Below are 22,968 nucleotides of genomic sequence, written 5' to 3'. Positions count from 1 at the left end.
ACTCTTCCGATCGATTCTCGCATGCGATCAAAATGGAAGCCAGACTTATCATCACTAAATAATATAGTTTTCTCATGTTTTTCATATTAGATTCAGACCACTAATATACGTAACTTTTTGAAATACGCCAACTGCACAAGTTTTCCTAAGCGCACAATCGGAATTCACGAGAAGTACTACTTCCTTGGCCTATGAAGTATATCTCTTAGGGATACAGTGCTTATTTTCCACATAGTTATTGTACATTTTTCCAAATGCATTTAAAACCTCATTATCTGTTTCCCAAAACACGTACGTGTTTTCACAAATTCTCGTACGTGTTTTTCCGGAAACATTATCAACTTTTTATCAGTCTGATTATAAAGATATTATCAATACGTATATTTTAAATACTTACTGTATTTTTCACTATCAACAAAACACCTTATGGTTATGATTTTTGAAGCCCCAAGAAGGCTTTATTTACGAGCTTATCGACTTCCTTATACAGCCGTTGTATTTCCTTTGTATCCAATCCATTTTGTTCCCACTCCGTCTTATGAGCGTCGAATAAATCGAAAATCCGGTTCTCTACCGCACGAAGCTGTTGGATATAACCAGATTGGTCATCATTCCATAACAGTTGCCAATGCAAATACTTTTGGCCGTTGCCACGATGTATGGAGTAGACATTCTTCTGTAATTGAACGGAATACCAATCTAATAGGGCTGTTTTATAGGATGCGTCGTAAGTAACTAAAGCACTTTGCTCCTTTCCCATTTTCACCCAAAGAGGAATAGCGACAGAGGTAGGAGGATATCCCAAGGCAGTCCACATCGTTGTCAATTCCGGATTCATACCGGATTTTACGCCTTGGATTACGATAGAAGCCGTACTTTCTAGACGGGGGATGAAATCCTGCTCCACAAACCAGCCTGTACGATTGTTCGGACTTTGTCCCTTGTCCATCAAATCGATATCCAGCAAGCTATTATAAAAAGAGCGGGAAGCCTGCTGAAAGATACGCTGAGGAGTAAATCCTTCGTTCCGCATTTCCTTAAAGATCTTTTTCGCATTCTCATAACGTACATATCCTTTGCCTTCATCCGTACGCCCCTCGAAAGAGAAATTCGTATAAATCAAGTAACCTTCCGGCGCCAGATTCGGATCATTCGCGTCTTTCTTATAATATCGCTCATTATTCGTCTCATAATAAGCCGCACCACCATAAGCATCGATCACTCCGAAATTAGCCTCCACACGCATCGGGCGAGGCAAGGTATCCAAGAAATGCTCGAAATCCTGCACCGTCTTACAGACTCTCAAGGCTTTTCGCATCAAGTTTCCCTCTTGATCCATCTCCTTTATATCATCGTCTTTCAAGTTATAAGAAGCCGTATTCATGATAGAGAAGCCCGTCTCATTGCTTCCGGTCCACACGGCTCCCTCCGGATCATCGCTATTTACCAGCCCCAGAAAACGATAACCACCTTCGTCAAAATAACCGATATGGTTATACGGAGCGCCGGTATCCCGGTGTTTCCACATCAACGGACGGCCATCGGGAGTAGCCTTTCCAGTGATTATAATGGAGGTACAAGCCTTGTCAACCACCGGAAAACAAAGACATAGAACAAATAAAAGAAGTAGTTTTTTCATATCATTTATTGATTTAATAAGATTTCTTATGAGGAGCGCCAAATTCCTTACAGCTGACCTCGTCTATATCTACCGTCCAAATCTTCACGTTACGGACCGCCGGATCGCTATAACGGAAAGTCTTATCGGAATATTGCTTCATGATAATATCCAAGGCTTCCACCTTCTTGTCGAAATCCTCTTCGTAAGCGACCTTTCCCCAAGCGATCACGCTCTTCGAACGCATACGGTAGCTACAAGCTACCTCCGGATGCTGGAAAACCAAGGCATGGTCAATACTAAACGTAATACAGACTTTCGGATTACGTTCCAATATAGAGATGCTTCGTCCATCCTGCGCCGAGTGTAAATAAATCACGCCATCCTTATAACCGAAATTCATCGGCAATACATAAGGCGTTCCATCTGTATCCGCCATGCCAACGAAGCAAACATCGCTCTGGCGGATAATCGATTCGATCTGTTCCTTGTCCGTGTGTATAAGTGTCTTCATATTCCTTATGTTTAAATCTAACTTGATGCAAAATTAAAAAAATCATCTGTTTCTGCAACCCTTTATAACCCGCACTCGTCTATTAAGAAAAGAACCTAAAAAATTAAAGACGATGAAGACGAGAGTATCACTTTTTATATTCTGCATACAGATGATCGCGGTTTGCGGATTCGCAGCCGACAAACGTATCGATGGAAATGGGAACCCGGAAACCCGGGAGATAAAGATTAGCGATTACGACGAGATCACGTTCGTTGGCTCCGCTGATTTCGAGTATGAACAGTCGGATAAAGCGCCTTATCTATCCGTAACGATCGATGAGAACTTATTTGATTACCTCGTGACCGAAGTAGAAGGCGGTACGTTAAAGATCTATCCGAAATCTATCAAGAAAGGTTTTAATAATAACTCCTACGACTTGAGGCCGACCGTCTACAAGATAAAATCCAACTCCAAGGAACTAAAAGAGTTGAATACGGTAGGTTCCGGCAGTTTCATTATCAGCAAACCGACGAAAGTAAACCGGATGGAGATCAATATGGCCGGTAGTGGAAACGTTGAGTTGAGAGGCCCCGTAAAAGGTTACAAGCTTGAATGTAACATGGCCGGTAGCGGAAATATCATCGCCAAGGATATACAGCTGGACAACCTATCTTGCAGCCTCGCCAGCAGCGGGGAAATCGAGGTAATAGGAACCGTAGATCGTGCCTCATTCAATGTAGCGGGAAGTGGTGAGATTAAAGCCTTTGACTGCCAAGCACGTAAAGCAGAGTGTAATATCGCCAGCAGCGGCGAGATCAGCGTATATGCCACGCAAATCTTGGATGCCAATATCGTAGGTAGTGGTGAGATTCATTACAAAGGAGATCCGGAGATCAGTAAGTCTATCATGGGTTCCGGCTCGATCAACAAAGTCAAATAAACATTTAATACATACGAACGATGAAAACAAAATTAGTAGCGGTAATAGCCCTCATCTTTTGTGCCTTCATGGCAGAGGCTAGTAAAGTAGAAGGTAATGGGAATATTATTACGAAAGAGATATCGGTAGATAACTATAGCGAGATCGAACTGGGTGGAAATATCGAATATTCCGGCAATAATTTTTGGGGAAATAGAAGCAACAAGAAATTCCCGGTATTCAAATATACGCATGGACGAAGCGCTTCCTTGAAAATTACGATCGACGAGAATCTATTCCCACTCCTCTCGATCAAATCCAATAACGGACGGTTAGCTATCCGCATACAAGACGGGACCCGTATCAAACCGACCCAGTATGTAATCGAAGGAAGCTCGAAGACTCTGAAATACTTAAAGACTTCCGGCCCGATGGATTTTGAGGCGCAGAACGCTTTTTCCGAGGATCAACTGGAAATCAAGATTTCCGGCTCCAGCGACGTAAAGTTCCCACATAACGTGAAATTACGATTAGGTGAGTTCTCGGTATCCGGCTCCGGCGATCTGGTTTTTGAAGATTTGGACTGCAAGAATCTTACCAGCAAGGTTTCAGGCTCCGGAGACATCACCTTGAAAGGTAAGGCGGACGAGGCCCGCTATTCCGTATCGGGCAGTGGAGATATAAAAGCATACGACTTATCTGTCAATGATTTGAGTTGCTCGGTAAGCGGTAGCGGAGATGCCCGTGTTTATGCCAAAGATAACATGAACCTATCGGTTTCGGGCAGTGGAGACATCCGCTATAAAGGCCCAGCGAGCGTGCATAAATCAAAGTCCGGCTCTGGCTCCATCCAAGGTGCGAATTGATCGAACACACACATTATTTTAAAATACACACATTATCAAATTTAAAAAAGCTACTCGATGTGATATCCGGTAGCTTTTTCTTGCTATTTTTGTAACCAACTCTTTATTTATAGAGTCTAAATTAAAAAGTAGAATCACAAAAAACGATACTTATGAAAACAAAGGCTATCTTATTAATGGTATTTTTCCTAGGATGGGTCACTACCGGTTGGGCCGCAGATCATGTAAAAGGCGATGGTAAATTGACCTCGAAAAAGATTTCTGTCGCCGATTATAACGAGATTAAGGTGGATGGCGTAATTGATTTCAATTACGAGCAATCCGATGATCCTTCCACCGTGGAGGTTACCGTAGACCAGAATCTTCATCCCTATGTCAATATCGAGGTGAAGGATCGTGTCTTAACCATCGCTTTCAAAGGAGCGAAGGTAGATCATTTCACGAAGTTTATCGTAAAGACGAATTCTAAATGGCTTGCCGCCGCAAAAGTTTCCGGAAATGCCAACTTCATGGTAAACAGTCCGCTTACCGGAGACGAGACCGTTATTAAGGCGAACGCCAATAGCTTGGTGCAACTGAAAGAGACAGTTACGGTCGGTAAACTGGATTTGAATGTATCCGGTAGCGCAAATATGGTTGTCAATCATCTGGAAGCCGACAAGATCGAATGTGATATCGATGGCTCCGGCTCTATAACAATCAAGAAAGGTAACGCAAAAGAAGGAGACTACAGTATCGTCAGCAGTGGTGATATACACGCTTTTGGGTTAGCGGTTCCTCTGCTAAGTTGCAAAGTAACAGGCAATGGCTTAGCGGAAGTACATGCTACCGATAATTTAAAGGCCAACGTAGTCGGTAAAGGAAATATCCGTTATAAAGGCCCGACAGCAGTTCAACAGAGAATAATCGGTAAAGGTACCGTAGAAGAAGTAAAAGAATGAAAACAAGAATTATATACCTATGTCTGCTGGTGATCTTTTCTACGACAGGTTGTATCAGTAAGAATGCTCGAAAAGGTATCAATGGGAACAAGAATATTGTTACCCGCACCATTCAAGTAGATGATTTCGAGGAAATACATCTAGGGTCCAATATCGAATCGGCGAAAAGCATCAATCCGTTCAACAAGAAGAACCGTGCGATATGTAATTACACCCAAACAGATGGCGCCTCCTCGTTGGAGATCAGCATGGACGAGAATTTGTTTGACTTATTGGATATAGAGAATAAGGATCACAAATTAATCATCAAGGCTAAATCCGGCAAGAAGATCTGTCCGACCCATCTGGTATTGAACACAAGTTCCAAGAACCTGAAGGAAGCGGGGATCAGTGGCAGCATCGACTTTATCGCCGATCAACCGCTACAACTGACAAATACGTCTTTTTATATCAGTGGCGTAGGCGACGTGAAATTAGCTGATTTATCTTGTGATACTTTCAAGGTAGCTATATCCGGAGTCGGCAATATTTACTTGAATGGAAACATCAAGAAAGGCAAATACTCCGTATCGGGTGTAGGGCACGTATATGCGTTCGATTGCCCCGTTGAGGATCTGGAATGCGAAGTTTCAGGTGTAGGAGGAATGGAAGTGAACGCTACCCAGAAATTAGACGCTAGCACTTCTGGTGTGGGAAGCGTTAAATATAAAGGCAATCCGGAGCATACGCAGAAATCCGCCTCCGGTGTCGGAAAAATCAAACAAGCAGATTAATCATCCCAAAAATCAATTAGATGAAAAAGATATCACTTTTATTCCTTATATGTGGCTTATTTCTAGTAAGCAGCTGTATCCCTACACAAACCATAAAAGGAGACGGCAATATCACCACGGAAAACATCCCGGTTTCCGAGTATGACTGTCTTGAGTTAGAGGGAGGAGGCATGGTCGTGAATTACACGCAATCCGACGCTCCTGAAGGTTTGGAAATAAAGACAGACCGGAATATCTTCGAGAAATATGAGTTTAATGTAGAGAACCATAAGCTTAAGATCCGTCCGAAAAAAGAATTCAGGAAACATACGAATTTCCGTCCGACCGAGTTCATGGTTACGGCCAACTCCCGCAATCTAAAGAAACTAGCGGCGGCAGGCAGTACCCATGTAAATATAAATTCCCCTCTACAAGCCGAGGAGTTCGAGGCAGGATTAGCCGGTAGCGGGATTATCCAATTCCACGACACGGCCTCTTTTACAAACCTAAAGATAGAGATCGCCGGTAGCGGAGATTTCGTTGGCCATAAAGTGTATTGTGAGGAATTAAACGGGGATATGGCCGGGTCTAACACGATCGTTCTAGGGGGAACCGTAGGCATAGCTGAATTCTCGATCGCCGGTAGCGGTACAGTACGTGCTTTCGATTGTACCATGGATGAGCTTGAGTGCAAGATTGCCGGTAGTGGAGACATAGAAGCCTTTGTCGTAAACAAAATCAAGGCAGAGATAGCCGGTAGCGGTTCCGTAAAATACAAAGGAGATCCCCAAGATATCCAAAAAAAGGTAATGGGCTCCGGTAAGATCGAGAAGGTGGAGTGATTCTTACAACCACCCCTCCTTTTTATACCATTCGATACTTTCTTCCAAGCCTTTACGTAAAGGATAGGCCGGGATAAAACCTAAATCATCTTGAAGAGGCGTGACATCGCAAATCCAGTTACGCTGCTTCAAGATGATGTATTTATCACTATTTAGCGTCATACTTTTCTTCAACAACTTACCGATCCATTCTGAACAGTGGCAAGCGATACGCACCAATCCCAGCGGTATACGGGCATGCAATACCCGCTTCTTTCCTAAGATATCTTGTATCATACGGGCAAAAGACTCATCCGTGTAGACATCTCCGTCGGCTACAAAATAATGCCGGTTCTCTATCTCCTCTTTCTCAAGGGAAAGGAAGGCCACGGTCGCTAAATCTTTTACATAGATAAACGTGATTCGCTGGGGAATAGCGCCTACGGCGAAATCGAGTCCCGACTTTACGCTTTGTATTTCCATGAAATAATCCTTCTCACCCGGCCCGTATACTCCTGTAGGCCGCAAGATCACGTAAGGAAAATAGGTTTGTTTACGGATGTAGTTCTCCGCCTCTAGCTTACTTTGGCCATAAGCCGTGTCCGGCCGCTGCGGATCGTCCAAGTGTATCGGGCGGAAAGTCTTCTCGTCGCCTCGCCCATAGCTGCTTAGGCTGCTCATCAAGAGGAATTTCTTCGGTTTGCAGCCGGCGGCGGCTAAAGCCTCGATAAATCGATGCGTATTCTCGGCGTTCACACGGAAAAAGTTTCGCTTATCCAATGTCTTCGTCAACCCGGCGTTATGGATCACATAATCCCATGCCCCATGCTCACGGGCAAAGTCTGAGAGTTGAGCCGTAAGCGCTTCCTGATCGCCATATTTCAAGTCGATGAAATGAATCCGCTTATCTTGCAGATGCGCTTTACTGCTACCCGCACGGATACCCGCCCACGTCTCATAGCCACGGCGAAGCGCCTCCTCTACCAAGAAACCGCCGATAAAACCACTCGCTCCGGTTATCAATATCTTCATATCCTTCATTTTTCTTTCATATAAAATGTATAATAATACCACAACAACCCGATCCAATTCAAGAACAGGATCGTCAGCATCCAAAGAATCTTTTGTTTCTTACTGATGAAAGGGTTTTGCGATACGGCCTTACATCCGAACAGGATTACGGCAATACCTACGATATAACCGATCTCCGGCAAGCTTATCCAGCAAATGATTTGTGGTATCATAAAAATAGAGTTATTCGTGAAAAAGAATTATTCGTGTTGGTGTTTCTTCAAGACTCGGTGCGGCAAGTCACCATGCCCCACCAACTCGATCGGACAAGCGTATTTCTCGCCCAACCATTCCTCAGAGACATTCGCTCCCGGGTGATAATGCAAAGTCTCGTTTACGCAAGCGATATTTTTCACCATCGTCAAAACCGTACCGATATCATGGGAAACCAAGATGATAGCGCTCTCTTTATTGATATCTTCCAAGAGCTGATAAAAACGAGACTCGAATCGTTTATCCACATACGAATTAGGCTCATCCAAGATCAATACCTGCGGACGGGAGACAATAGAACGCCCCAATAAGACCCGCTGCAACTGGCCGCCGGAAAGCTCACCGATGGCCCTGCCCGCCAACTCCTCCAATCCCATCTGTACGATCACCTCGTCTACACGCTCTCTCTGGGATCTATTGAATGGACGGAACAAAGGTTTCTCCGCGGATAAACCGGAAGAGATCACTTCCCGTACCGAGATCGGAAACTTCTTATCGATCTGGCTCATTTGGGGTAGATAACCGATCTTCAAGGAAGGAACCTCTACATTTTCATCGTAAAAACGAATCGTTCCGGAAATAGGAGGCAATAGACCTAGTATCACCTTTAAAAGCGTCGTTTTCCCGCCGCCATTCGGTCCGATAATTCCCAAGAAATCATTTTTCCACACATCCAGCGTTACGTTACGTAAGGCGATCTTATTACCGTATCCGGCGGTAACCTCTCTCAACTCAATCAGCTTGTCCATCGGCTAACGATTTTGCGATATGAATCATTTCCTTACTCCAATCGTAATCCAGCGGATTGATCGGGATCAGACGGCAACCTGTTTCTTTAGCGATCAACTCGGCGTTCTTCTGGTCAAACTCCCGCTGGATAAACACGACTTTCGCATTATGTTCCCGTGCGGTCTCGACCAGTTCCTTTAATTGTGCGGGAGACGGTTCTTTTCCGTCCATCTCGATGCAAAGCTGGGTCAAGCCATATTCGTTAGCCAAATAGGTCAGGGCCGGATGGTAAATAATAAATGTCTTATTGTCAAGAGAATGTAACAAACCGGAAACGGTCTTTTCCGTCTCTCCGATTTCTTTCGTCAGTTGTTCATAATTCGCTTGGTAATATTCCTTATTCTCCGGGTCCAAAGACACAAAGGCATCCAAAGTGTTCTTGGCGATCACCTTCGCTCCAGAGATAGAGCTCCACGTATGCGGATCGACGCCTCCGGGATGATGATGGTGGTGGTGATCATGTTCCTCTTCTTCCTCGGGGCTTTTAAGTAAATCAATTCCTTCGGACAGGTCAAAAACCTTGAGTCCCGGATTATTATTCCGGATATTATCCATCCAAGCCTGTTCGAACCCGATCGATCCGATCCTTAAATAGCCTTGGCTTTTACCCACCTGCACCATTTGCTGCGGTGTAGGATCATACGTCTCCGGACTTTGCCCTGCCGGAACCACACAATTAATCTTAAATTTATCTCCGGCTATCTTCTCCGCAAAATACCGTTGCGGCTCAATCGTCACGGAAACGATCCTCTCATCTGCCCGCTTATCGCCGCAGGCCATAAGTATCAAGACGAAAAGAGCTGATATCAATACCTTAAATTCTTTCATACCACATATATATTTTCGCAAAGGTAACGAATATCGGGTAATAAGGCAGCAAGGAGACGATTCAAAGTTATCAGGAAGCAGTCTGACAAAATCCCCGTATTACAACCGATAAGTAATAATACGGGGATTTTATAGGGAAAAAATAGGCTACTCTATTTTTACTCGGCCAGCCATTTATTCATCTGTGTAAGGATCCGCTCCTTCATATCCTCCGGCATATTGCCGATACGGGCACGATGGCTGCCTCGGGGCTGGATATAGATTTGCTCGTTCTTCTTGCCTTTGAAAGCGGGAACCATGGCCGCGCTCCACGGGTCGATCTCGCCATAGATGAAGATCATTTTCGGATCGTTGTCTTTCAAGAAGTTATAGATCTTGTGGTACAGAGCCGGACGGAAGTCTACTTTACCGACCAGTTCCTCGGGAAGCATGATACGGTTTAGGTATCCATGGGCACTATCGATCGTAAGGTATTTCTTGAAAGGTTTTACGTCATAGCCATAATAACCGAGCTCACGGGCAGCTTGTACGAAGAAAGAGATATTCGGCTGGTTCTCGGCGAAATAATCAGGACCGCTGATTTCCATCAAATGATCGAAGAGCGCCTGATCGTCGGCAGACTTGGAAGGGATCGTACTTACCGAAGTTCCCCACTGCCAAAGAGCGAATGAATATTCCAGTACGCAATAATCCAATACCTCGGGCATCGGGATACGGAATGTCAGGTTTTTATTCTTACAATAGCTCTCCAATAAAGGAAGCATATCGGACTTACGCTTCAAGACTTCCAATTGAAAATCCTGTATCCTCTCGCGTTCCGCTTTCGTACCTACCTTACGTAAGAAAGGTTCGTGGCGGCCATCCTCTACACCTTTACATAACGGACCGACATAAGGAACGGAGAAATCCACGTCGTCCGGGAAAAAGGCACGGTAAAGCATTGTAGTCTGCCCCCCCTTACTGATACCGGTACTGATCCATTTTCCCGGATAGATCTGCTTGAATGTATTGCGGACGTTATGTAAATCGTACGCAGAGTTCTCGGCGGTCAGATAATCCCAGTTTTTAGGTTCCGGCGTCGACTCCAAGAAATAACGGTACTCCACGAATACTAAGTTCGCATTCAATAGTTTAGATAGTTCTTCTTGATATTTCGGATTGAGCGCATAAGCCGCTCCATATCCTTCGGTCACGATAATGGTAGGACGATCATAACCTACATGGCCTACGATAACCCGTTGCGTAAATGTTCCGGCGGCGGGGTCTTTCGGATCGACCTGCTGAGTAATACGTACTACATATTTCTCCGGATAATAATCGGATTGAAGTTTTTCAATGCCACTAATTCCTTTTAGAGCGGCAAGCTTCTCTTGTAAATCTCCGGGAGCGGCCATTACCGTCATCACCGACAGGAAGAAAAGAAGCAAGAAGTTAAATGTTCTTCTCATGGTAATTTAGTCTTTTAGATATTGTATTGTTCGTAATAATCCCTCATATTTGGCGCGTTTCACCGCCGAATGCGCAAAGATACGATTATAATCCTCACGGCTCAATGCCTTGAGGTCGTCTTTTTTAAGGGAGAGCAAAGAAGGGGTGGGATGAAAGGCTGCTACTGCCGTAGGCATAGCGAAGCGGTTCCAAGGACAAACGGCTTGGCAGGTGTCGCATCCATAGATACGGTTACCTAAAAGGACGGCTTGCTCAACAGGGATTTCTCCACGATGCTCAATCGTAAGATAAGAGATACATTTACGGGCATTCAAACGTTTCGGCCCTTCCAAGGCTCCGGTAGGACAAGCGTCCAAACAGCGGATGCAGGAACCGCAGTGATTCTTTTTGGGGGAATCATAGGTATCGACTACCAAAGTTGTCACGATCTCCCCAAGGAAAAAGAAAGAGCCTTTGCCCGGGATGATTAGATTCGTATTCTTTCCGATCCATCCCAAACCGGCTTTCCAAGCCCAATAACGCTCTAACAGAGGGGCGGAGTCCGTGAATACACGGGCCTCATTGTTGGAGGGATGATGCTCGGTTATCGCTTTCCATAATTGGCGAAGTTTATCCTTTACGACCCCGTGATAATCTTCTCCGTACGCATAATACGAGATATAAGGTTCCGCCGGATTCCGGAGAACTTTCGGATAATAATTCAAGGCTACTGAGATAACTGATTTGGCACCTTCCACCAAGCCATCCGGATTGAGACGGATTTCCCGATGATTCTCCATGTATTTCATTCCAGCATGGTAGCCTTCCGCGATCCATTGGTCAAAATAAGCCTCCTCGCTCCCGGCCTTCGCTACTTCAGCGATACCGCAAGCGGAGAAGCCTAATTCCATAGCTTTATCTTTTATAAACTGGGAGATACCCATTATTCAAAAACTTTAAACTCGTAGCCTTCCTTTAAGAGCCATTCGACAGCCCGGGGCATTGCCTCACGCATATTGCGCTCGGCTTTCAAGGAATCATGGAAGACGATAACGGAACCATTACGGGTATAGTTCTTTACCACGTTGAAGACACCGTTCGGAGTCATATGAGGGCTATAGTCACGGGTGACCACGTCCCACATCACGATATGATAATGGCGGCGAAGCCATACTACCTGCGGAAAACGCATATGCCCATGAGGAGGCCGAAATAAATTGCTGGGAATATATTCAGCCGCCTTCTCCACATTCGCCAAATAATTCTTCGTCCAGAACTTGATGCCTTGGATATGATTGAACGTATGGTTACCGACACGGTGCCCACGATCTATCACCATCTGGAAGACCTCGGGATGCTTACGTACATTATCCCCTACCATAAAAAAGGTAGCCTTGATCCCGTACGTATCCAATATATCTAAAACCCAAGGGGTAACCTCGGGAATAGGGCCATCGTCGAAGGTGAGATACACACACTTCTTCTCTGCCGGTATTCGCCAAGTTACCCCCGGGAACAGTGCCCTGTAAAACCAAGGCGGTTGTTCTATAAACATACTTTGTTAGTCTTTTGCCACTGATCCGTACGCCATACGGTAATTATCAAATTCCTCTTGATAAGGCTTAGCGAACTCCGGATTGTATTGTTTGCTCACACGCAATACCTCTTGGAGAACCGCCAAGTTATGACCTAAATCACTCTCGACAGATGATAATTGCCCCGGACGCAAACGGAAATACCAGTTTATACTGCGCAACGCATTGTCCGCTATACCTTTATAAACCATCTCCGCCTTCTCCTTCTGGCCCAACTCGTAATACAGCTCACCTAAAGAAAGAGCGCTATAATCCAACGGAACATTCTCGGGAGGCAATACTTCCATCGCCTTATCCAATACGTTCAGTGCCTTCTCTTTCTTACCTTCCGCAACCAAAGCGGCAGCCAGCTTGCTGAACAATGCGATACGATAGCTCTTGCACATCCGCATTACATTCTCATCCAAGTACACACCCGGCGTATTGACACCACCCCATTTGAACTTATTCATCACGTTGTCATACATCTTCTCCGTATTGATCGAACGAACAGTTCCCTGCGTCTCCATCGGAACGATCTGATAAGCCATACCGGTCTGCTGGAAGTACGGATCCAATTTCACGAACTGATCCGGACTTACGGTAATCGCATAATAGATCGGACGGTTCCAATCATTCGTCTGCAACATATCCAAGATAATCAACTCTTGTTTACCCAAGACATCCTTTCCTTTCAAGTCGATCTTCATCTCTTTTTGCAAATATGGCAAGTTAGCGGTATCGATCACGCCGGCAGCCATAACCGCGGCGGAATCTACCCCCATCGTCAATGTCTGCGCAGGAATATAATCTAATTCTTGATTGATACCCGGGATCTTCTTAAACTTCGGATCGTTACTACGAACGAAATCAAGAGCGGTCTTCAGATCAATCGATTTATCCGTCATCGGGAATACATAAGCGGCATCACGAGTACCTTGCACATAATCCTCCGGTTGCCAAGAGATTGGAAGCGGATCGGATTCGTATGCTTGCTTCTTCATTTGGTTGATATACCAGTCGGTTTGCAAATAGCTCGTATTACATACACGTACATCCGTACGGATACCTTCCACCTCCTGTGCGTACCACAACGGGAACGTGTCATTATCACCATTCGTAAATATGACAGCGTTCGGCTCGCAAGATTCCAAATAGTTCGCACCGAAATCACGGCAAACATAACGGTTCGAGCGATCATGGTCGTCCCAGTTCTGCGCACCCATCTGGATAGGAACCAACAAGCAGAGTACCGTAGCGACAGAACCCGCTATCACCGGAGATAACTTGCCATACTTCTGCAATCCTTTCGCCAAGGCCGCCACACCGAAACCGATCCATATACAGAACGCATAGAATGATCCGGCATACGCATAGTCTCGCTCACGAGGTTGATACGGCGTCTGGTTCAAGTAAAGCACGATCGCGATACCCGTCATAAAAAACAAGAAGAACGTGATCCAGAATCCCTGAATGCCCTTCTTTCCGGCATAAGCTTGGAATAGAAGCCCCAAGATACCCAACAGAAGCGGTAACATATAATATACGTTATGCCCCTTATTGTTGATAATATCGAACGGCATATCCTCTTGCGGGCCCACTAAAGCCTCATCAATAAACGGAATACCGGTTATCCAGTTACCATTCGAGACCTCACCGTTACCTTGTATATCGTTCTGCCGTCCGGAGAAGTTCCACATGAAATAACGCCAGTACATGAAATTCAGCTGATAAGCGAAGAAATAACGCAAATTCTCGGCAAATGTAGGTTTCATCACCGTCACCATCTCACCGCAACGGTTGAACTTCACCGGTGTACCTTTCACTTGTGCCCACTCCTTATAAGCAGCCACATGACGTCCGTCGCTACTATACATACGGGGGAAAAGCATACTCAACTCATCCACGTATTCGTATTCCGTATCGTAACGAGAGATATAATAATGATCCTTCTCGTTTTTATCTTTCTTAATGACACGGCTCCAAGTCGGCTCACCCTCTTTCGATACAGGTACGCAAGTACCGCCTTGGTTCTCACGCTTCACCTCAGAGACATAGGTCTGACCGTAGATCAACGGAGTCTTACCGTATTGCTCGCGAGCCAAATAAGTACGCAAGGTAAAGATATCTTGCGGAGCGTTTTGGTTCATAGGCGTATCGGCTGTCGCACGGATCAATGTCAAGGCATAGGATGAATAACCCACTACGATTACCATCAAGCAGACCAAGATCGTATTCAGCATCTTGATATTTACCTTCTTGCTCATGAACAAATAAGCCGTCAAGGCCGCCGTGAGGATCACGGCGATCACGTAACCACTACCGATAAACGGAATACCCAACAATACGATCGAGAGAATAAAGGATATCTTCATCCGCACCGGATGGATCTCGTCTTGCATCGTCTCCCAGATCGCCCAGATCAAGGAAGCCGCCAATATAATTACGAACGCATATACACCCGAGTTATACGGCATACCGAACGTATTGACAAACAACAGCTCGAAATAACCGCAAACCTCAACCAAGCCTTGTACGACACCATACATCATCAAGCCCACGATAGCGAACGACACCAATAAAGCGATCAGCGTACCCTTCATCGTAGGATTCGGGAATTTCTTATAATAATATACCAGCACGATAGCCGGGATACACAATAAATTCAGCAAATGGACACCGATACTCAGACCCATCAAATAAGCGATCAGCACGATCCAACGATCGGCATGCGGACGATCGGCGGCTTCTTCCCATTTCAGGATCAACCAGAATACCAAGGCGGTAAACAAGGAAGAATAAGCATATACCTCGCCCTCCACGGCGCTAAACCAGAATGTATCGCTAAACGTATAAGCCAAAGAACCTACCAAACCGCAACCCATGATCGTAATCATCTGTCCCAGACACATCATCTTATCGTCTTCCACGATAATCTTACGAGCTAAATGGGTAATACTCCAGAAAAGGAATAAGATCGTCAGGCCGCTAAAAAGGGCGGACATCGTATTGACCATTACCGCCACCTTGGAAGGGTCCGAGGCGAACTGCGTAAATAAATTGGCTGTTAACATGAAGAAAGGAGCTCCGGGCGGATGGCCTACTTCCAATTTGTATGCCGAAGAGATAAACTCACCACAATCCCAGAAACTGGCGGTGGGTTCCATTGTCATCAGATAAACGGTAGAAGCGATCAAAAAAACGACCCACCCCAACACGTTGTTGATTAGTTTGTACTTTCCCATACTTTGTATAAGTGTGATAATTAATTGTTTCTACTTGCATACCCACACGGGCAGTCGGCCGCAAAGGTAATCATTTACGTTTAATACCTAACGTTCCATTCCCCTATAAATTATATAGAATAGATTAGAATTATATTAAACAAACCTTATCACTCAAGTGTTAATAGAATAGTTGAGTATTAAAATTATAGGGAGATGAAAGAAAATTATGAACTAATTGATAATGAAGAACGCCACCAATATGAATTTCATATAGAGCGATACGTTCCCAGAATAGAGTATATAAAAAATAAGGATGGGGTAATTTATCTCACCCACACTGAGGTTCCCATGGAGCTTGGAGGTAAAGGAATTGGTAGCCAATTGGTGGAGAAAGTGCTCTTGGATATCGAGAAGAAAGACTTACGTCTCGTTCCGTTATGTCCGTTCGTAGCTGGATATATCCAGAAGCATCCGGATTGGAAACGCATCGTAATGAGTGGTATACATGTTTAATATTTATAACAAAATTATATGGGCAAGAAGATCGAATATACGAATGGTGAACTCACCATTATCTGGCAACCGGAGTTATGTCAACATGCCGGTATCTGTGTAAAGACTCTTCCCTGTGTCTATAAGCCGAAGGAGAGGCCCTGGATACAGATAGAGAACGCGACAACCGCAGAATTAATTGCCCAAATCAAGCAATGTCCGTCTGGCGCGTTGACATACCGAATGAATAAAGAGGTGAAATGAGACCCCCCCCGCCTGTTTCATCTTGATAGAAAGGAGTATTCCGTATCGGATACTCCTTTTTTCGCCATAAGGACCTCTTTCTATGATTTTTTGCTAGTTTTGTGATCTAGATTCACTATCAATGAAACAAATATGATAAAAAGACATTCTATCTTAACGGCAATCCTGCTTTGTTTCGTCGCTTTCACACAAGTGATGGCACAAGAGATACAGGAACCCGAACCGCTTCCGATCGACCCAAAGGTTCGATACGGGAAATTGAGTAACGGATTGACCTACTACATCCGTCACAACGATCAGCCCAAAGACCGGGCAGACTTTTACATCGCCCAAAACGTAGGCTCCATCTTAGAGGAAGACAATCAACGAGGTTTGGCTCACTTCTTGGAACATATGGCTTTCGACGGCAGTAGGAACTTCCCGAATAACGGGATGGACGAATATATCGAGAGTGTAGGTATGCGCAGCGGGGAAAACTTCAACGCCTATACCTCCTTTGATGAGACCGTCTACATGATTACCAACGCCCCTGTCAACAAAAGCGGCGTGGTTGATTCTTGCTTATTGATCCTTCACGATTGGTCCGGGTTCCTAGCCTTGACCGACTCGGCTATCCAGAAAGAACGTGGGGTCATCCGTGAGGAATGGCGTACCCGACAGGATGCCCAGACTCGTCTATGGGAGCAGCAACTACCCAAGATGTACCCGGGAAGCCGTTACGCGAACCGGATGCCGATCGGTTCGATCGACGTGATCGAGAACTTCAAGCCGGACGAGTTGAGGGCTTACTACAAAAAATGGTATCGTCCGGACTTGCAAGCGATTATCATCGTGGGAGACGTAAATGTAGATCAAGTGGAGGCAACGATCAAAAAGATGTTCGCCGATGTCCCTGCCCCGGTCAACCCGGCAAAACGGGAACAAGTATCGGTTCCCGACAATGATCTACCTCTGATCTCGATCGCCAAAGACAAGGAGGCATCCAATACGATCCTTTATATCTTCTATAAACACGATAAATTGCCCAACGACTTGAATCGTACGATTGCCGGATTGGTAAAGGACTATATCCAGCAAATATGCGCGTCGATCATGGACGAGCGTTTCGATGACATCTTGCATCAAGCGAATCCTCCGTTTATCTATGCGGAAGCCTACGACGATGATAATTTCATGATCGCGAAGAGCAAGGGAGCATGGACCGTAGCCGCTCTTGCCAAGGAAGGCGAGATCGATTCCACACTGACCACGCTTGTCAAAGAGACTCAACGGGTAAAACAATATGGCTTTACGCCATCCGAGTATGAACGGGCACGCATCAACGTGTTGAAACAATACGAGTCCGCTTACAACGAGCGGAATAACCAAAAGAACGACGCTTATGTCCGTGAATACGTGAACCATTTCACCAACGGCGGTTATATCCCGGGCATTGAGATGGAATACACGCTATTGAACCAGATCGCCCAGAATATCCCGGTAGAGCAAGTCAACCAATATATCCAAGATATGATCGGAGAGGATAATATCGTGATCGGGTTAACCGGACCGGATAAAGAAGGTATAAAATATCCGACCGAGGAGAACCTGCTCCGTACGTTCCTCAAAGCACGACAGATGCCGGTAGAGCCTTATAAGGAAACAGTCTCCAACGAGCCTTTAGTCCCGACCTTGCCGACCCCGTGCCGGATCACGGAGACAAAGACCGGCCAGCGCTTCGGAGCGACAGTATTTACCTTAAGCAATGGTATCAAGGTGGTATTGAAGCCTACCGAATTCAAGAAGGACGAGATCATCATGACCGCTACCAGCCCGGGAGGAAGCACTTTATTCGGCACGAAGGATATTGATAACTTAAAAGTTTTCAATGACGTGATCGAGATAGGTGGATTGGGCAATTTCTCCGCCACGGATCTAAGTAAGCGTCTGGCCGGAAAGAAGGTATCTTGCGCCCTATCGCTCAGTCAAGATAGTGAGAACGTGAACGGAATGGCCGCTCCTTCTGATTTGCGAACCTTATTCGAGTTAATTTACCTTAGCTTCACGGCTCCCCGCATGGACGAGGAGGCCTACGCATCTTTCGAGACACGGACAAAAGCGCAATTGCAGAATATGGAGCTAAATCCGATGGTCGCTTTCAGCGACTCTTTGTCTAAAGCGGTTTACGGAGATAATCCTCGTGCGTCACGTCTTCGTCCACAAGATTTCGAACATATCAGTTATCCTCGTATCATGGAGATGCGCAAGGAACGCTTCTCGGATGCTTCCGGTTTCGTATTCACGTTTGTAGGTAATATCCAGATCGATAGTATCCGTCCGTATATAGAGCAGTATTTAGCGACATTGCCATCTCAAGGAAAAATTGAGAAGGGAAATCCGGCGGAGGTTCCATCGACGCGTAAGGGAGACTATATGAATCGATTCAACCGCTCCATGGAAATCCCGAAAGTAACGGTAGCCAACCTCTATACCGGGCAGATGGAGTACAATCTGGAGAATATCATCACCGCTACCGCATTGAAACAAGTTATGGACTTGGTATATTACGAGAAGGTACGCGAGAAAGAAGGAGGAACGTATGGTGTCGGTGTATCCGCTAGAATCTCACCTTTCCCGGAAGGAAGAACGACATTACAGATATTCTTCGATACGGACCCGGCCAAGTGGGAGCAGATGAACACGATTGTCCGCAATGAGTTGAAACGGCTTTCCGAAGTAGGCCCTCGTCAAGAAGATTTCAAGAAAACACAGGATAACCTGCTGAAACGTCATGCGGAAGTCTTGCAGGAGAACAGCTATTGGTTGAACGTATTGGATGATTATTATTATAAAGGATTTGATACCGATACGGATTATGAGTTGATTGTTAAGGCGCTGACTCCCGAGAAGATAAAGGCATTCGCCCAAAAGCTTTTGGGACAGGGTAACCGGGTAGAAGTTATCATGCAACCCTAGTTACTATTTTGAGGGGATGAGACGGGGCACGCCCCGTCTCTACTTTGATTTCTTTAGTTTAAAATGATCGAATCCTTCCCCATAAACCCCGATTACGGCGCTTTGGGATACAAAGGCGGTCGGATCAATATCATTAATGATACGGAAAATCGTAGTGGATTGCCGTTTTTTAGCGAGCACGAACATCATCTTCTGTTCTTGCCCCGTATATAACCCGGTAGCATCGATCACCGTAACCCCTCGGTGCAACGCATTAATCTCCTTACCAATCTCTTGATACTTCTTCGAGATGATAAAGAATTGCACGGACTGGCGGGCACTGTTCACGATCTGATCCAGCACGAAACTACAAACATATAACGTTACAAAACCATATACCACTTTCTCCCAATCCTTTAGCACGAAATAACTGGAGGTGATAATAATCATATCGCAGATCATCATGACCCGCCCCAGCGTTATATCCCGGTATTTATTGATGATAGCGGCAATAATATCCGTTCCACCCGTACTACCGTTCGAGGAGAAAGCGATACCGATACCACTTCCGCAGAAGGAGGCTCCCAGCACACATGCCATAAACGGTTGATCTTGTAATAAATGCATCCCTGCTGTCAGCTCCTGGATAAGGGACAAGAAAAAAGTAAGCGTAAACACGGCAAAGATCGTCTTGATACTGAACTTAAAACCTAATATTTTCAAGGCAAGCATCAGCAAGACGGCATTAATGAGGAAGTAAGTGTACTGAACGGGAAATCCCGTAGCCCAGAAAACAATGGAAGCGATACCCGGCACTCCACCTGTCGTAATGTCATTCGGCAAAAGGAAAACGGTCCATCCGATACCGTAAAGGATCATCCCAAGAGCGATCATTAAATAGTCCCGTGTCTCCCGAAGCAGGACTTGTCTGGATAAGGAAGAAATTGATAAAGTAGATTTCATCTCATTTGTTTATTTTTAGCGGGCGCAAAGGTAATGAAAGTTATTGATAGGAAATGCTTCACCTTATATTTAGCCGGAAATATAATGGTTCACTTTCCCCTATTTACAGAGACGTAAGCAAAAGCCAAGGAATGTTAACTATTTATTAGTAATAACCCCTTTTATATAACATCACCTTTATTTAGAAAAGCTCTATAAACGAGAACATGAAGGAGAAAGCAGGCATTTATACGCCTTTTCCACACAAAAAGACCCGTTTTTCGATAAGAATACCCTCGTTAGATTACACATATAGTCCCGTTCACCCACGCCTGTACAGGCGTAAACCCACACATATAGTCACGATAGGCTACACATATGGTCATAATGGGCGATATGACTACCTTATAATGGGCATTGTTGCCCCCTAACGACTGGACCATAAGGCACATAAGATATGAGATAGGATGAATTAATTTCGCTAGAATAAAAGGCCGTTTTTCAACAAGTCACTAGCGGATAGACGATTGCTGTTTTTTTCTTTCGTTTTTAGGAGCGAGACGTACTTTGGCCCGAAATAATCGATTCTCAAGGACTTCAGTTTACAAATTGTCACATTGATATTCTAACCGGAACACGCATAAGCCCTTTCATCCAATTGTAGAGACGGGGCGTGCCCCGTCTCTACAACCAAGTATGTATGAGCTGCAAATATAGACTTACAATCTCACATTCTCCATTTCCTCACACTTCTCTTCCCGCAAGCGTTGAATATCCTTAAGCTGGCGGTCGAAAAACATGAGCAAGTCATTGATGAGCCGTCCGTTCTGGGATAAAAGCAAAACCCCATCCATCAATTGCGTTGACAGGTAGCGAACTTTCATATTACTTACATGTTGATCGGGACGCTGCAGATAAACGGCCATACATCTGTACAAAATTGGTGCTATTTGTATCCACGGCAGTTTTAGGCCTACCAATAGATTTTTCACGCTTTGCAACTGATGGTTCAGATAATCGAAATCATCCGCATCTCTCTCAAAACAGAAAGCTTCTTTCAAGCGTCGTGCCTCTTCCTTAAAAAATACATCACTCAACATTTCCATGTTCGAAACCGGAGCGTCTTGCTCTGAACCGACAGGTTCAGTTACGGAATAGATCTTTTCCTCTTCCATAATATATTAGTTGTAAGCAGGCGGAAAAAAGAACGGTCCCGCCTGACCCGTTGATCAACACTTTACCAGAAAGCTGGAGGCACATTAATGCACTCCACGGGGGTACGGAACCGTCATATCAGATCGGTTACAGGCAAAAAAATGCCTGCAACCGAATAGAAGCAGGTATTCTACTCTGCTTTCTGGTTTTAAAATGTTGATCACAGCAAATATACTTCTTTTTCCGGATATACAACCTATAAAGGATAAATAATGTCTAGTAAGTAAAAAATCCGGAGATGATACCTCTGTTTTTACAAGCTATGCTGGAACATCCAAGCCAGATAATCCGGTTCGGCGAAAGCGTTATCCCAACTGTTATGGTCTACACCGGGAAATTCCTTATAACGGACATCAGCTCCTGCTTTCTTCAATGCTTCATTAGCGTCACGGGAGAATTGTACATCGACTACGCTGTCGGAGCCGCCATGATAAATACTGAAAGCCGTCTTGCCCTTAAAGTTTGCCAAACGTTGCAAATTCGCTCCACCACAGATCGGGGTGGCAGCGGCAAACAGGTTCGGGTAACGCATCACGATATCGAACGTGCCCATACCTCCCATCGATAGGCCGGTTACGTAAATGCGTTTCGTATCGACCTTACCTTCCGCTATATAACTATCCAATAATTCCTTGACTGCGGCCATTGATTGCGTGGCCGGGGCATTCAACGGATAGAAACGCTTCCCTTCTTTTCCGGCGTTCAATCCCTTATATTCAGACCAAGTCTTCTCTGCCGGGCATTGAGGCGCTATGATGATAGCCGGATATTTGGTTTGATTCTCGAAAGAAGCGAACATATCGCCACCATGTACTAATTGGGCCTCATTATCCGACCCTCGTTCGCCCGCTCCGTGCAGGAACAGGATTACCGGGTATTTCTGCGCCGGATTATAATCTCGGGGATACAGAACCCGATAATTCAATTGATAACCATCACGAGCCGTAAACTGCTTTTTCAAAAAACTAGCCTTATCACCAGCATATCCGGCAACGGAGAGAAGAAGGCAAAGAGACAGAAAAAAAATACTTCTAAGTGTTTTCATAATCATATATTCAAATGTAAATACTATCTACTTAGATCGATAACTTCCGCAAATATAATTAAATAGTCTGTTAAGGCGTTGTATAATATCAAGATTAAAATTACTTTTGCAATAAAAGGATATAGGATATGAGTCCAAGGACTATACTAATAAATGGATTTGATTAATTCAAACAATAATTGAACATGAGCGAGTTATCAAAGACAAATGGAACAACCACTTCGGCAAATAATAGAGCTGAGGTAACACATATTTCCCGCAATGGCTTAATATTGTGGGTAAAGGATCGGGAATATTATTTACCTTACGACAAATTCCCATGGTTCAAACGTGCTGCCGTAGATGACGTGTTTAATGTCCAACTATTAGGACGTGAGCGGATTCGTTGGGATGCTTTAGATGTAGATTTGAGCTTGTCTATCATAGCAAATCCAGATAAATACCCGTTAGTAAGTAAATAATCGAATATTGTATGTATTTTGTAGAGACAGATTGTCCTATCTCTACAAAATACATTTGAAAATGATACCGGA

General features: G+C 44.8%; 22 protein-coding genes. 9 read left to right on the top strand and 13 right to left on the bottom strand.

The features are described from left to right. Positions 1–430: 430 nt before the first annotated feature. Both QVP94_RS16820 and QVP94_RS16815 read right to left on the bottom strand, forming a co-directional pair. A complete protein-coding gene (locus tag QVP94_RS16820) occupies positions 431–1,639 on the bottom strand; it encodes a C45 family peptidase (RefSeq protein ID WP_009275427.1) in 1,209 nt (402 codons plus the stop codon). Between the two features lie 13 nt (positions 1,640–1,652). Continuing rightward, a complete protein-coding gene (locus QVP94_RS16815; protein ID WP_005860241.1) occupies positions 1,653–2,132 on the bottom strand; it encodes a pyridoxamine 5'-phosphate oxidase family protein in 480 nt (159 codons plus the stop codon). A gap of 112 nt (positions 2,133–2,244) precedes the next feature. Here QVP94_RS16815 and QVP94_RS16810 point away from each other — a divergent pair, with 112 nt between their 5' ends. The 5 genes from QVP94_RS16810 to QVP94_RS16790 all read left to right on the top strand — a co-directional run bounded on the left by QVP94_RS16810 (position 2,245) and on the right by QVP94_RS16790 (position 6,434). Next, the gene (locus tag QVP94_RS16810) at positions 2,245–3,054 is read left to right on the top strand and encodes a head GIN domain-containing protein (RefSeq protein WP_009016751.1); all 810 of its coding nucleotides are present in this window, start codon (positions 2,245–2,247) and stop codon (positions 3,052–3,054) included. A gap of 20 nt (positions 3,055–3,074) precedes the next feature. Then, positions 3,075–3,899 carry a head GIN domain-containing protein gene (locus QVP94_RS16805; RefSeq protein ID WP_022193049.1) on the top strand — a complete coding sequence of 275 codons (825 nt, stop codon included), beginning with the start codon at positions 3,075–3,077 and terminating at the stop codon, positions 3,897–3,899. A 152-nt stretch (positions 3,900–4,051) separates the two neighbouring features. Further along, complete coding sequence (locus QVP94_RS16800; protein ID WP_022193048.1) at positions 4,052–4,840, top strand: head GIN domain-containing protein; 789 nt, start codon at positions 4,052–4,054, stop codon at positions 4,838–4,840. After that, complete coding sequence (locus tag QVP94_RS16795; protein ID WP_009016753.1) at positions 4,837–5,613, top strand: head GIN domain-containing protein; 777 nt, start codon at positions 4,837–4,839, stop codon at positions 5,611–5,613. The genes QVP94_RS16800 and QVP94_RS16795 overlap by 4 nt, the downstream gene beginning before the upstream one ends. 20 nt (positions 5,614–5,633) lie before the next feature. Then, complete coding sequence (locus QVP94_RS16790) at positions 5,634–6,434, top strand: head GIN domain-containing protein (protein ID WP_009016754.1); 801 nt, start codon at positions 5,634–5,636, stop codon at positions 6,432–6,434. Positions 6,435–6,437: 3 nt separating this feature from the next. Here QVP94_RS16790 and QVP94_RS16785 read toward each other — a convergent pair whose 3' ends face one another. The 8 genes from QVP94_RS16785 to QVP94_RS16750 all read right to left on the bottom strand — a co-directional run bounded on the left by QVP94_RS16785 (position 6,438) and on the right by QVP94_RS16750 (position 15,561). Next, entirely contained in the window at positions 6,438–7,445 is a 1,008-nt protein-coding gene (locus tag QVP94_RS16785; RefSeq protein WP_005860252.1) for an NAD-dependent epimerase/dehydratase family protein, read from the bottom strand. A gap of 5 nt (positions 7,446–7,450) precedes the next feature. Further along, positions 7,451–7,657: a hypothetical protein gene (locus QVP94_RS16780; protein WP_005860253.1), complete on the bottom strand. Its 207-nt coding sequence runs from the start codon at positions 7,655–7,657 to the stop codon at positions 7,451–7,453. Positions 7,658–7,684: 27 nt separating this feature from the next. Beyond that, positions 7,685–8,446 (bottom strand): metal ABC transporter ATP-binding protein, encoded by a 762-nt coding sequence (locus QVP94_RS16775; RefSeq protein WP_005860255.1) that lies wholly within the window; start codon positions 8,444–8,446, stop codon positions 7,685–7,687. After that, positions 8,430–9,314, bottom strand: coding sequence for a metal ABC transporter solute-binding protein, Zn/Mn family (locus tag QVP94_RS16770; RefSeq protein WP_005860257.1), 885 nt, complete (start codon positions 9,312–9,314; stop codon positions 8,430–8,432). The genes QVP94_RS16775 and QVP94_RS16770 overlap by 17 nt, the downstream gene beginning before the upstream one ends. A gap of 158 nt (positions 9,315–9,472) precedes the next feature. Next, positions 9,473–10,762 (bottom strand): S28 family serine protease, encoded by a 1,290-nt coding sequence (locus tag QVP94_RS16765; RefSeq protein WP_009016756.1) that lies wholly within the window; start codon positions 10,760–10,762, stop codon positions 9,473–9,475. A 6-nt stretch (positions 10,763–10,768) separates the two neighbouring features. After that, complete coding sequence (queG, locus tag QVP94_RS16760) at positions 10,769–11,686, bottom strand: tRNA epoxyqueuosine(34) reductase QueG (protein WP_005860261.1); 918 nt, start codon at positions 11,684–11,686, stop codon at positions 10,769–10,771. Continuing rightward, positions 11,686–12,297, bottom strand: a complete 612-nt coding sequence (locus tag QVP94_RS16755; RefSeq protein ID WP_005860262.1) for a polysaccharide deacetylase family protein — start codon at positions 12,295–12,297, stop codon at positions 11,686–11,688. The genes queG and QVP94_RS16755 overlap by 1 nt, the downstream gene beginning before the upstream one ends. A 6-nt stretch (positions 12,298–12,303) precedes the next feature. Next, complete coding sequence (locus tag QVP94_RS16750; protein WP_022193047.1) at positions 12,304–15,561, bottom strand: DUF2723 domain-containing protein; 3,258 nt, start codon at positions 15,559–15,561, stop codon at positions 12,304–12,306. A gap of 195 nt (positions 15,562–15,756) precedes the next feature. Here QVP94_RS16750 and QVP94_RS16745 point away from each other — a divergent pair, with 195 nt between their 5' ends. From QVP94_RS16745 to QVP94_RS16735, 3 genes are all read left to right on the top strand, one after another. Next, on the top strand, positions 15,757–16,056 hold the full coding sequence (locus tag QVP94_RS16745; protein WP_005860267.1) for a GNAT family N-acetyltransferase: 300 nt from the start codon (positions 15,757–15,759) through the stop codon (positions 16,054–16,056). Between the two features lie 18 nt (positions 16,057–16,074). Then, complete coding sequence (locus QVP94_RS16740; protein ID WP_022193046.1) at positions 16,075–16,299, top strand: (4Fe-4S)-binding protein; 225 nt, start codon at positions 16,075–16,077, stop codon at positions 16,297–16,299. 132 nt (positions 16,300–16,431) lie between these two features. Beyond that, a complete protein-coding gene (locus QVP94_RS16735) occupies positions 16,432–19,254 on the top strand; it encodes a M16 family metallopeptidase (RefSeq protein WP_022193045.1) in 2,823 nt (940 codons plus the stop codon). Between the two features lie 39 nt (positions 19,255–19,293). On the opposite strand, the gene QVP94_RS16730 is transcribed toward QVP94_RS16735, so the two are convergent. The 3 genes from QVP94_RS16730 to QVP94_RS16720 form a co-directional block, all read right to left on the bottom strand. Next, complete coding sequence (locus QVP94_RS16730) at positions 19,294–20,196, bottom strand: YitT family protein (protein WP_005860273.1); 903 nt, start codon at positions 20,194–20,196, stop codon at positions 19,294–19,296. Positions 20,197–20,894: 698 nt separating this feature from the next. Continuing rightward, positions 20,895–21,350, bottom strand: coding sequence for a hypothetical protein (locus QVP94_RS16725; protein WP_022193044.1), 456 nt, complete (start codon positions 21,348–21,350; stop codon positions 20,895–20,897). Positions 21,351–21,643: 293 nt separating this feature from the next. Then, positions 21,644–22,441, bottom strand: a complete 798-nt coding sequence (locus QVP94_RS16720; RefSeq protein WP_034531746.1) for a carboxylesterase family protein — start codon at positions 22,439–22,441, stop codon at positions 21,644–21,646. A gap of 179 nt (positions 22,442–22,620) precedes the next feature. Here QVP94_RS16720 and QVP94_RS16715 point away from each other — a divergent pair, with 179 nt between their 5' ends. Then, positions 22,621–22,896, top strand: coding sequence for a DUF2442 domain-containing protein (locus QVP94_RS16715; protein WP_005860279.1), 276 nt, complete (start codon positions 22,621–22,623; stop codon positions 22,894–22,896). Positions 22,897–22,968: the final 72 nt, after the last annotated feature.

Origin of the sequence: Parabacteroides sp. CAG:2 (assembly GCF_000436315.1) — a bacterium.
Classification (GTDB): Bacteria; Bacteroidota; Bacteroidia; order Bacteroidales; family Tannerellaceae; genus Parabacteroides; species Parabacteroides distasonis.
This window is presented reverse-complemented; position numbering and strand designations above follow the sequence as displayed.

Bases quoted from the DNA above. Each gene is read 5' to 3' on its own strand.
- QVP94_RS16820 (WP_009275427.1), bottom strand. From the start codon at position 1,639: ATGAAAAAACTACTTCTTTTATTTGTTCTATGTCTTTGTTTTCCGGTG.
- QVP94_RS16815 (WP_005860241.1), bottom strand. From the start codon at position 2,132: ATGAAGACACTTATACACACGGACAAGGAACAGATCGAATCGATTATC.
- QVP94_RS16810 (WP_009016751.1), top strand. From the start codon at position 2,245: ATGAAGACGAGAGTATCACTTTTTATATTCTGCATACAGATGATCGCG.
- QVP94_RS16805 (WP_022193049.1), top strand. From the start codon at position 3,075: ATGAAAACAAAATTAGTAGCGGTAATAGCCCTCATCTTTTGTGCCTTC.
- QVP94_RS16800 (WP_022193048.1), top strand. From the start codon at position 4,052: ATGAAAACAAAGGCTATCTTATTAATGGTATTTTTCCTAGGATGGGTC.
- QVP94_RS16795 (WP_009016753.1), top strand. From the start codon at position 4,837: ATGAAAACAAGAATTATATACCTATGTCTGCTGGTGATCTTTTCTACG.
- QVP94_RS16790 (WP_009016754.1), top strand. From the start codon at position 5,634: ATGAAAAAGATATCACTTTTATTCCTTATATGTGGCTTATTTCTAGTA.
- QVP94_RS16785 (WP_005860252.1), bottom strand. From the start codon at position 7,445: ATGAAGATATTGATAACCGGAGCGAGTGGTTTTATCGGCGGTTTCTTG.
- QVP94_RS16780 (WP_005860253.1), bottom strand. From the start codon at position 7,657: ATGATACCACAAATCATTTGCTGGATAAGCTTGCCGGAGATCGGTTAT.
- QVP94_RS16775 (WP_005860255.1), bottom strand. From the start codon at position 8,446: ATGGACAAGCTGATTGAGTTGAGAGAGGTTACCGCCGGATACGGTAAT.
- QVP94_RS16770 (WP_005860257.1), bottom strand. From the start codon at position 9,314: ATGAAAGAATTTAAGGTATTGATATCAGCTCTTTTCGTCTTGATACTT.
- QVP94_RS16765 (WP_009016756.1), bottom strand. From the start codon at position 10,762: ATGAGAAGAACATTTAACTTCTTGCTTCTTTTCTTCCTGTCGGTGATG.
- queG (WP_005860261.1), bottom strand. From the start codon at position 11,686: ATGGGTATCTCCCAGTTTATAAAAGATAAAGCTATGGAATTAGGCTTC.
- QVP94_RS16755 (WP_005860262.1), bottom strand. From the start codon at position 12,297: ATGTTTATAGAACAACCGCCTTGGTTTTACAGGGCACTGTTCCCGGGG.
- QVP94_RS16750 (WP_022193047.1), bottom strand. From the start codon at position 15,561: ATGGGAAAGTACAAACTAATCAACAACGTGTTGGGGTGGGTCGTTTTT.
- QVP94_RS16745 (WP_005860267.1), top strand. From the start codon at position 15,757: ATGAAAGAAAATTATGAACTAATTGATAATGAAGAACGCCACCAATAT.
- QVP94_RS16740 (WP_022193046.1), top strand. From the start codon at position 16,075: ATGGGCAAGAAGATCGAATATACGAATGGTGAACTCACCATTATCTGG.
- QVP94_RS16735 (WP_022193045.1), top strand. From the start codon at position 16,432: ATGATAAAAAGACATTCTATCTTAACGGCAATCCTGCTTTGTTTCGTC.
- QVP94_RS16730 (WP_005860273.1), bottom strand. From the start codon at position 20,196: ATGAAATCTACTTTATCAATTTCTTCCTTATCCAGACAAGTCCTGCTT.
- QVP94_RS16725 (WP_022193044.1), bottom strand. From the start codon at position 21,350: ATGGAAGAGGAAAAGATCTATTCCGTAACTGAACCTGTCGGTTCAGAG.
- QVP94_RS16720 (WP_034531746.1), bottom strand. From the start codon at position 22,441: ATGATTATGAAAACACTTAGAAGTATTTTTTTTCTGTCTCTTTGCCTT.
- QVP94_RS16715 (WP_005860279.1), top strand. From the start codon at position 22,621: ATGAGCGAGTTATCAAAGACAAATGGAACAACCACTTCGGCAAATAAT.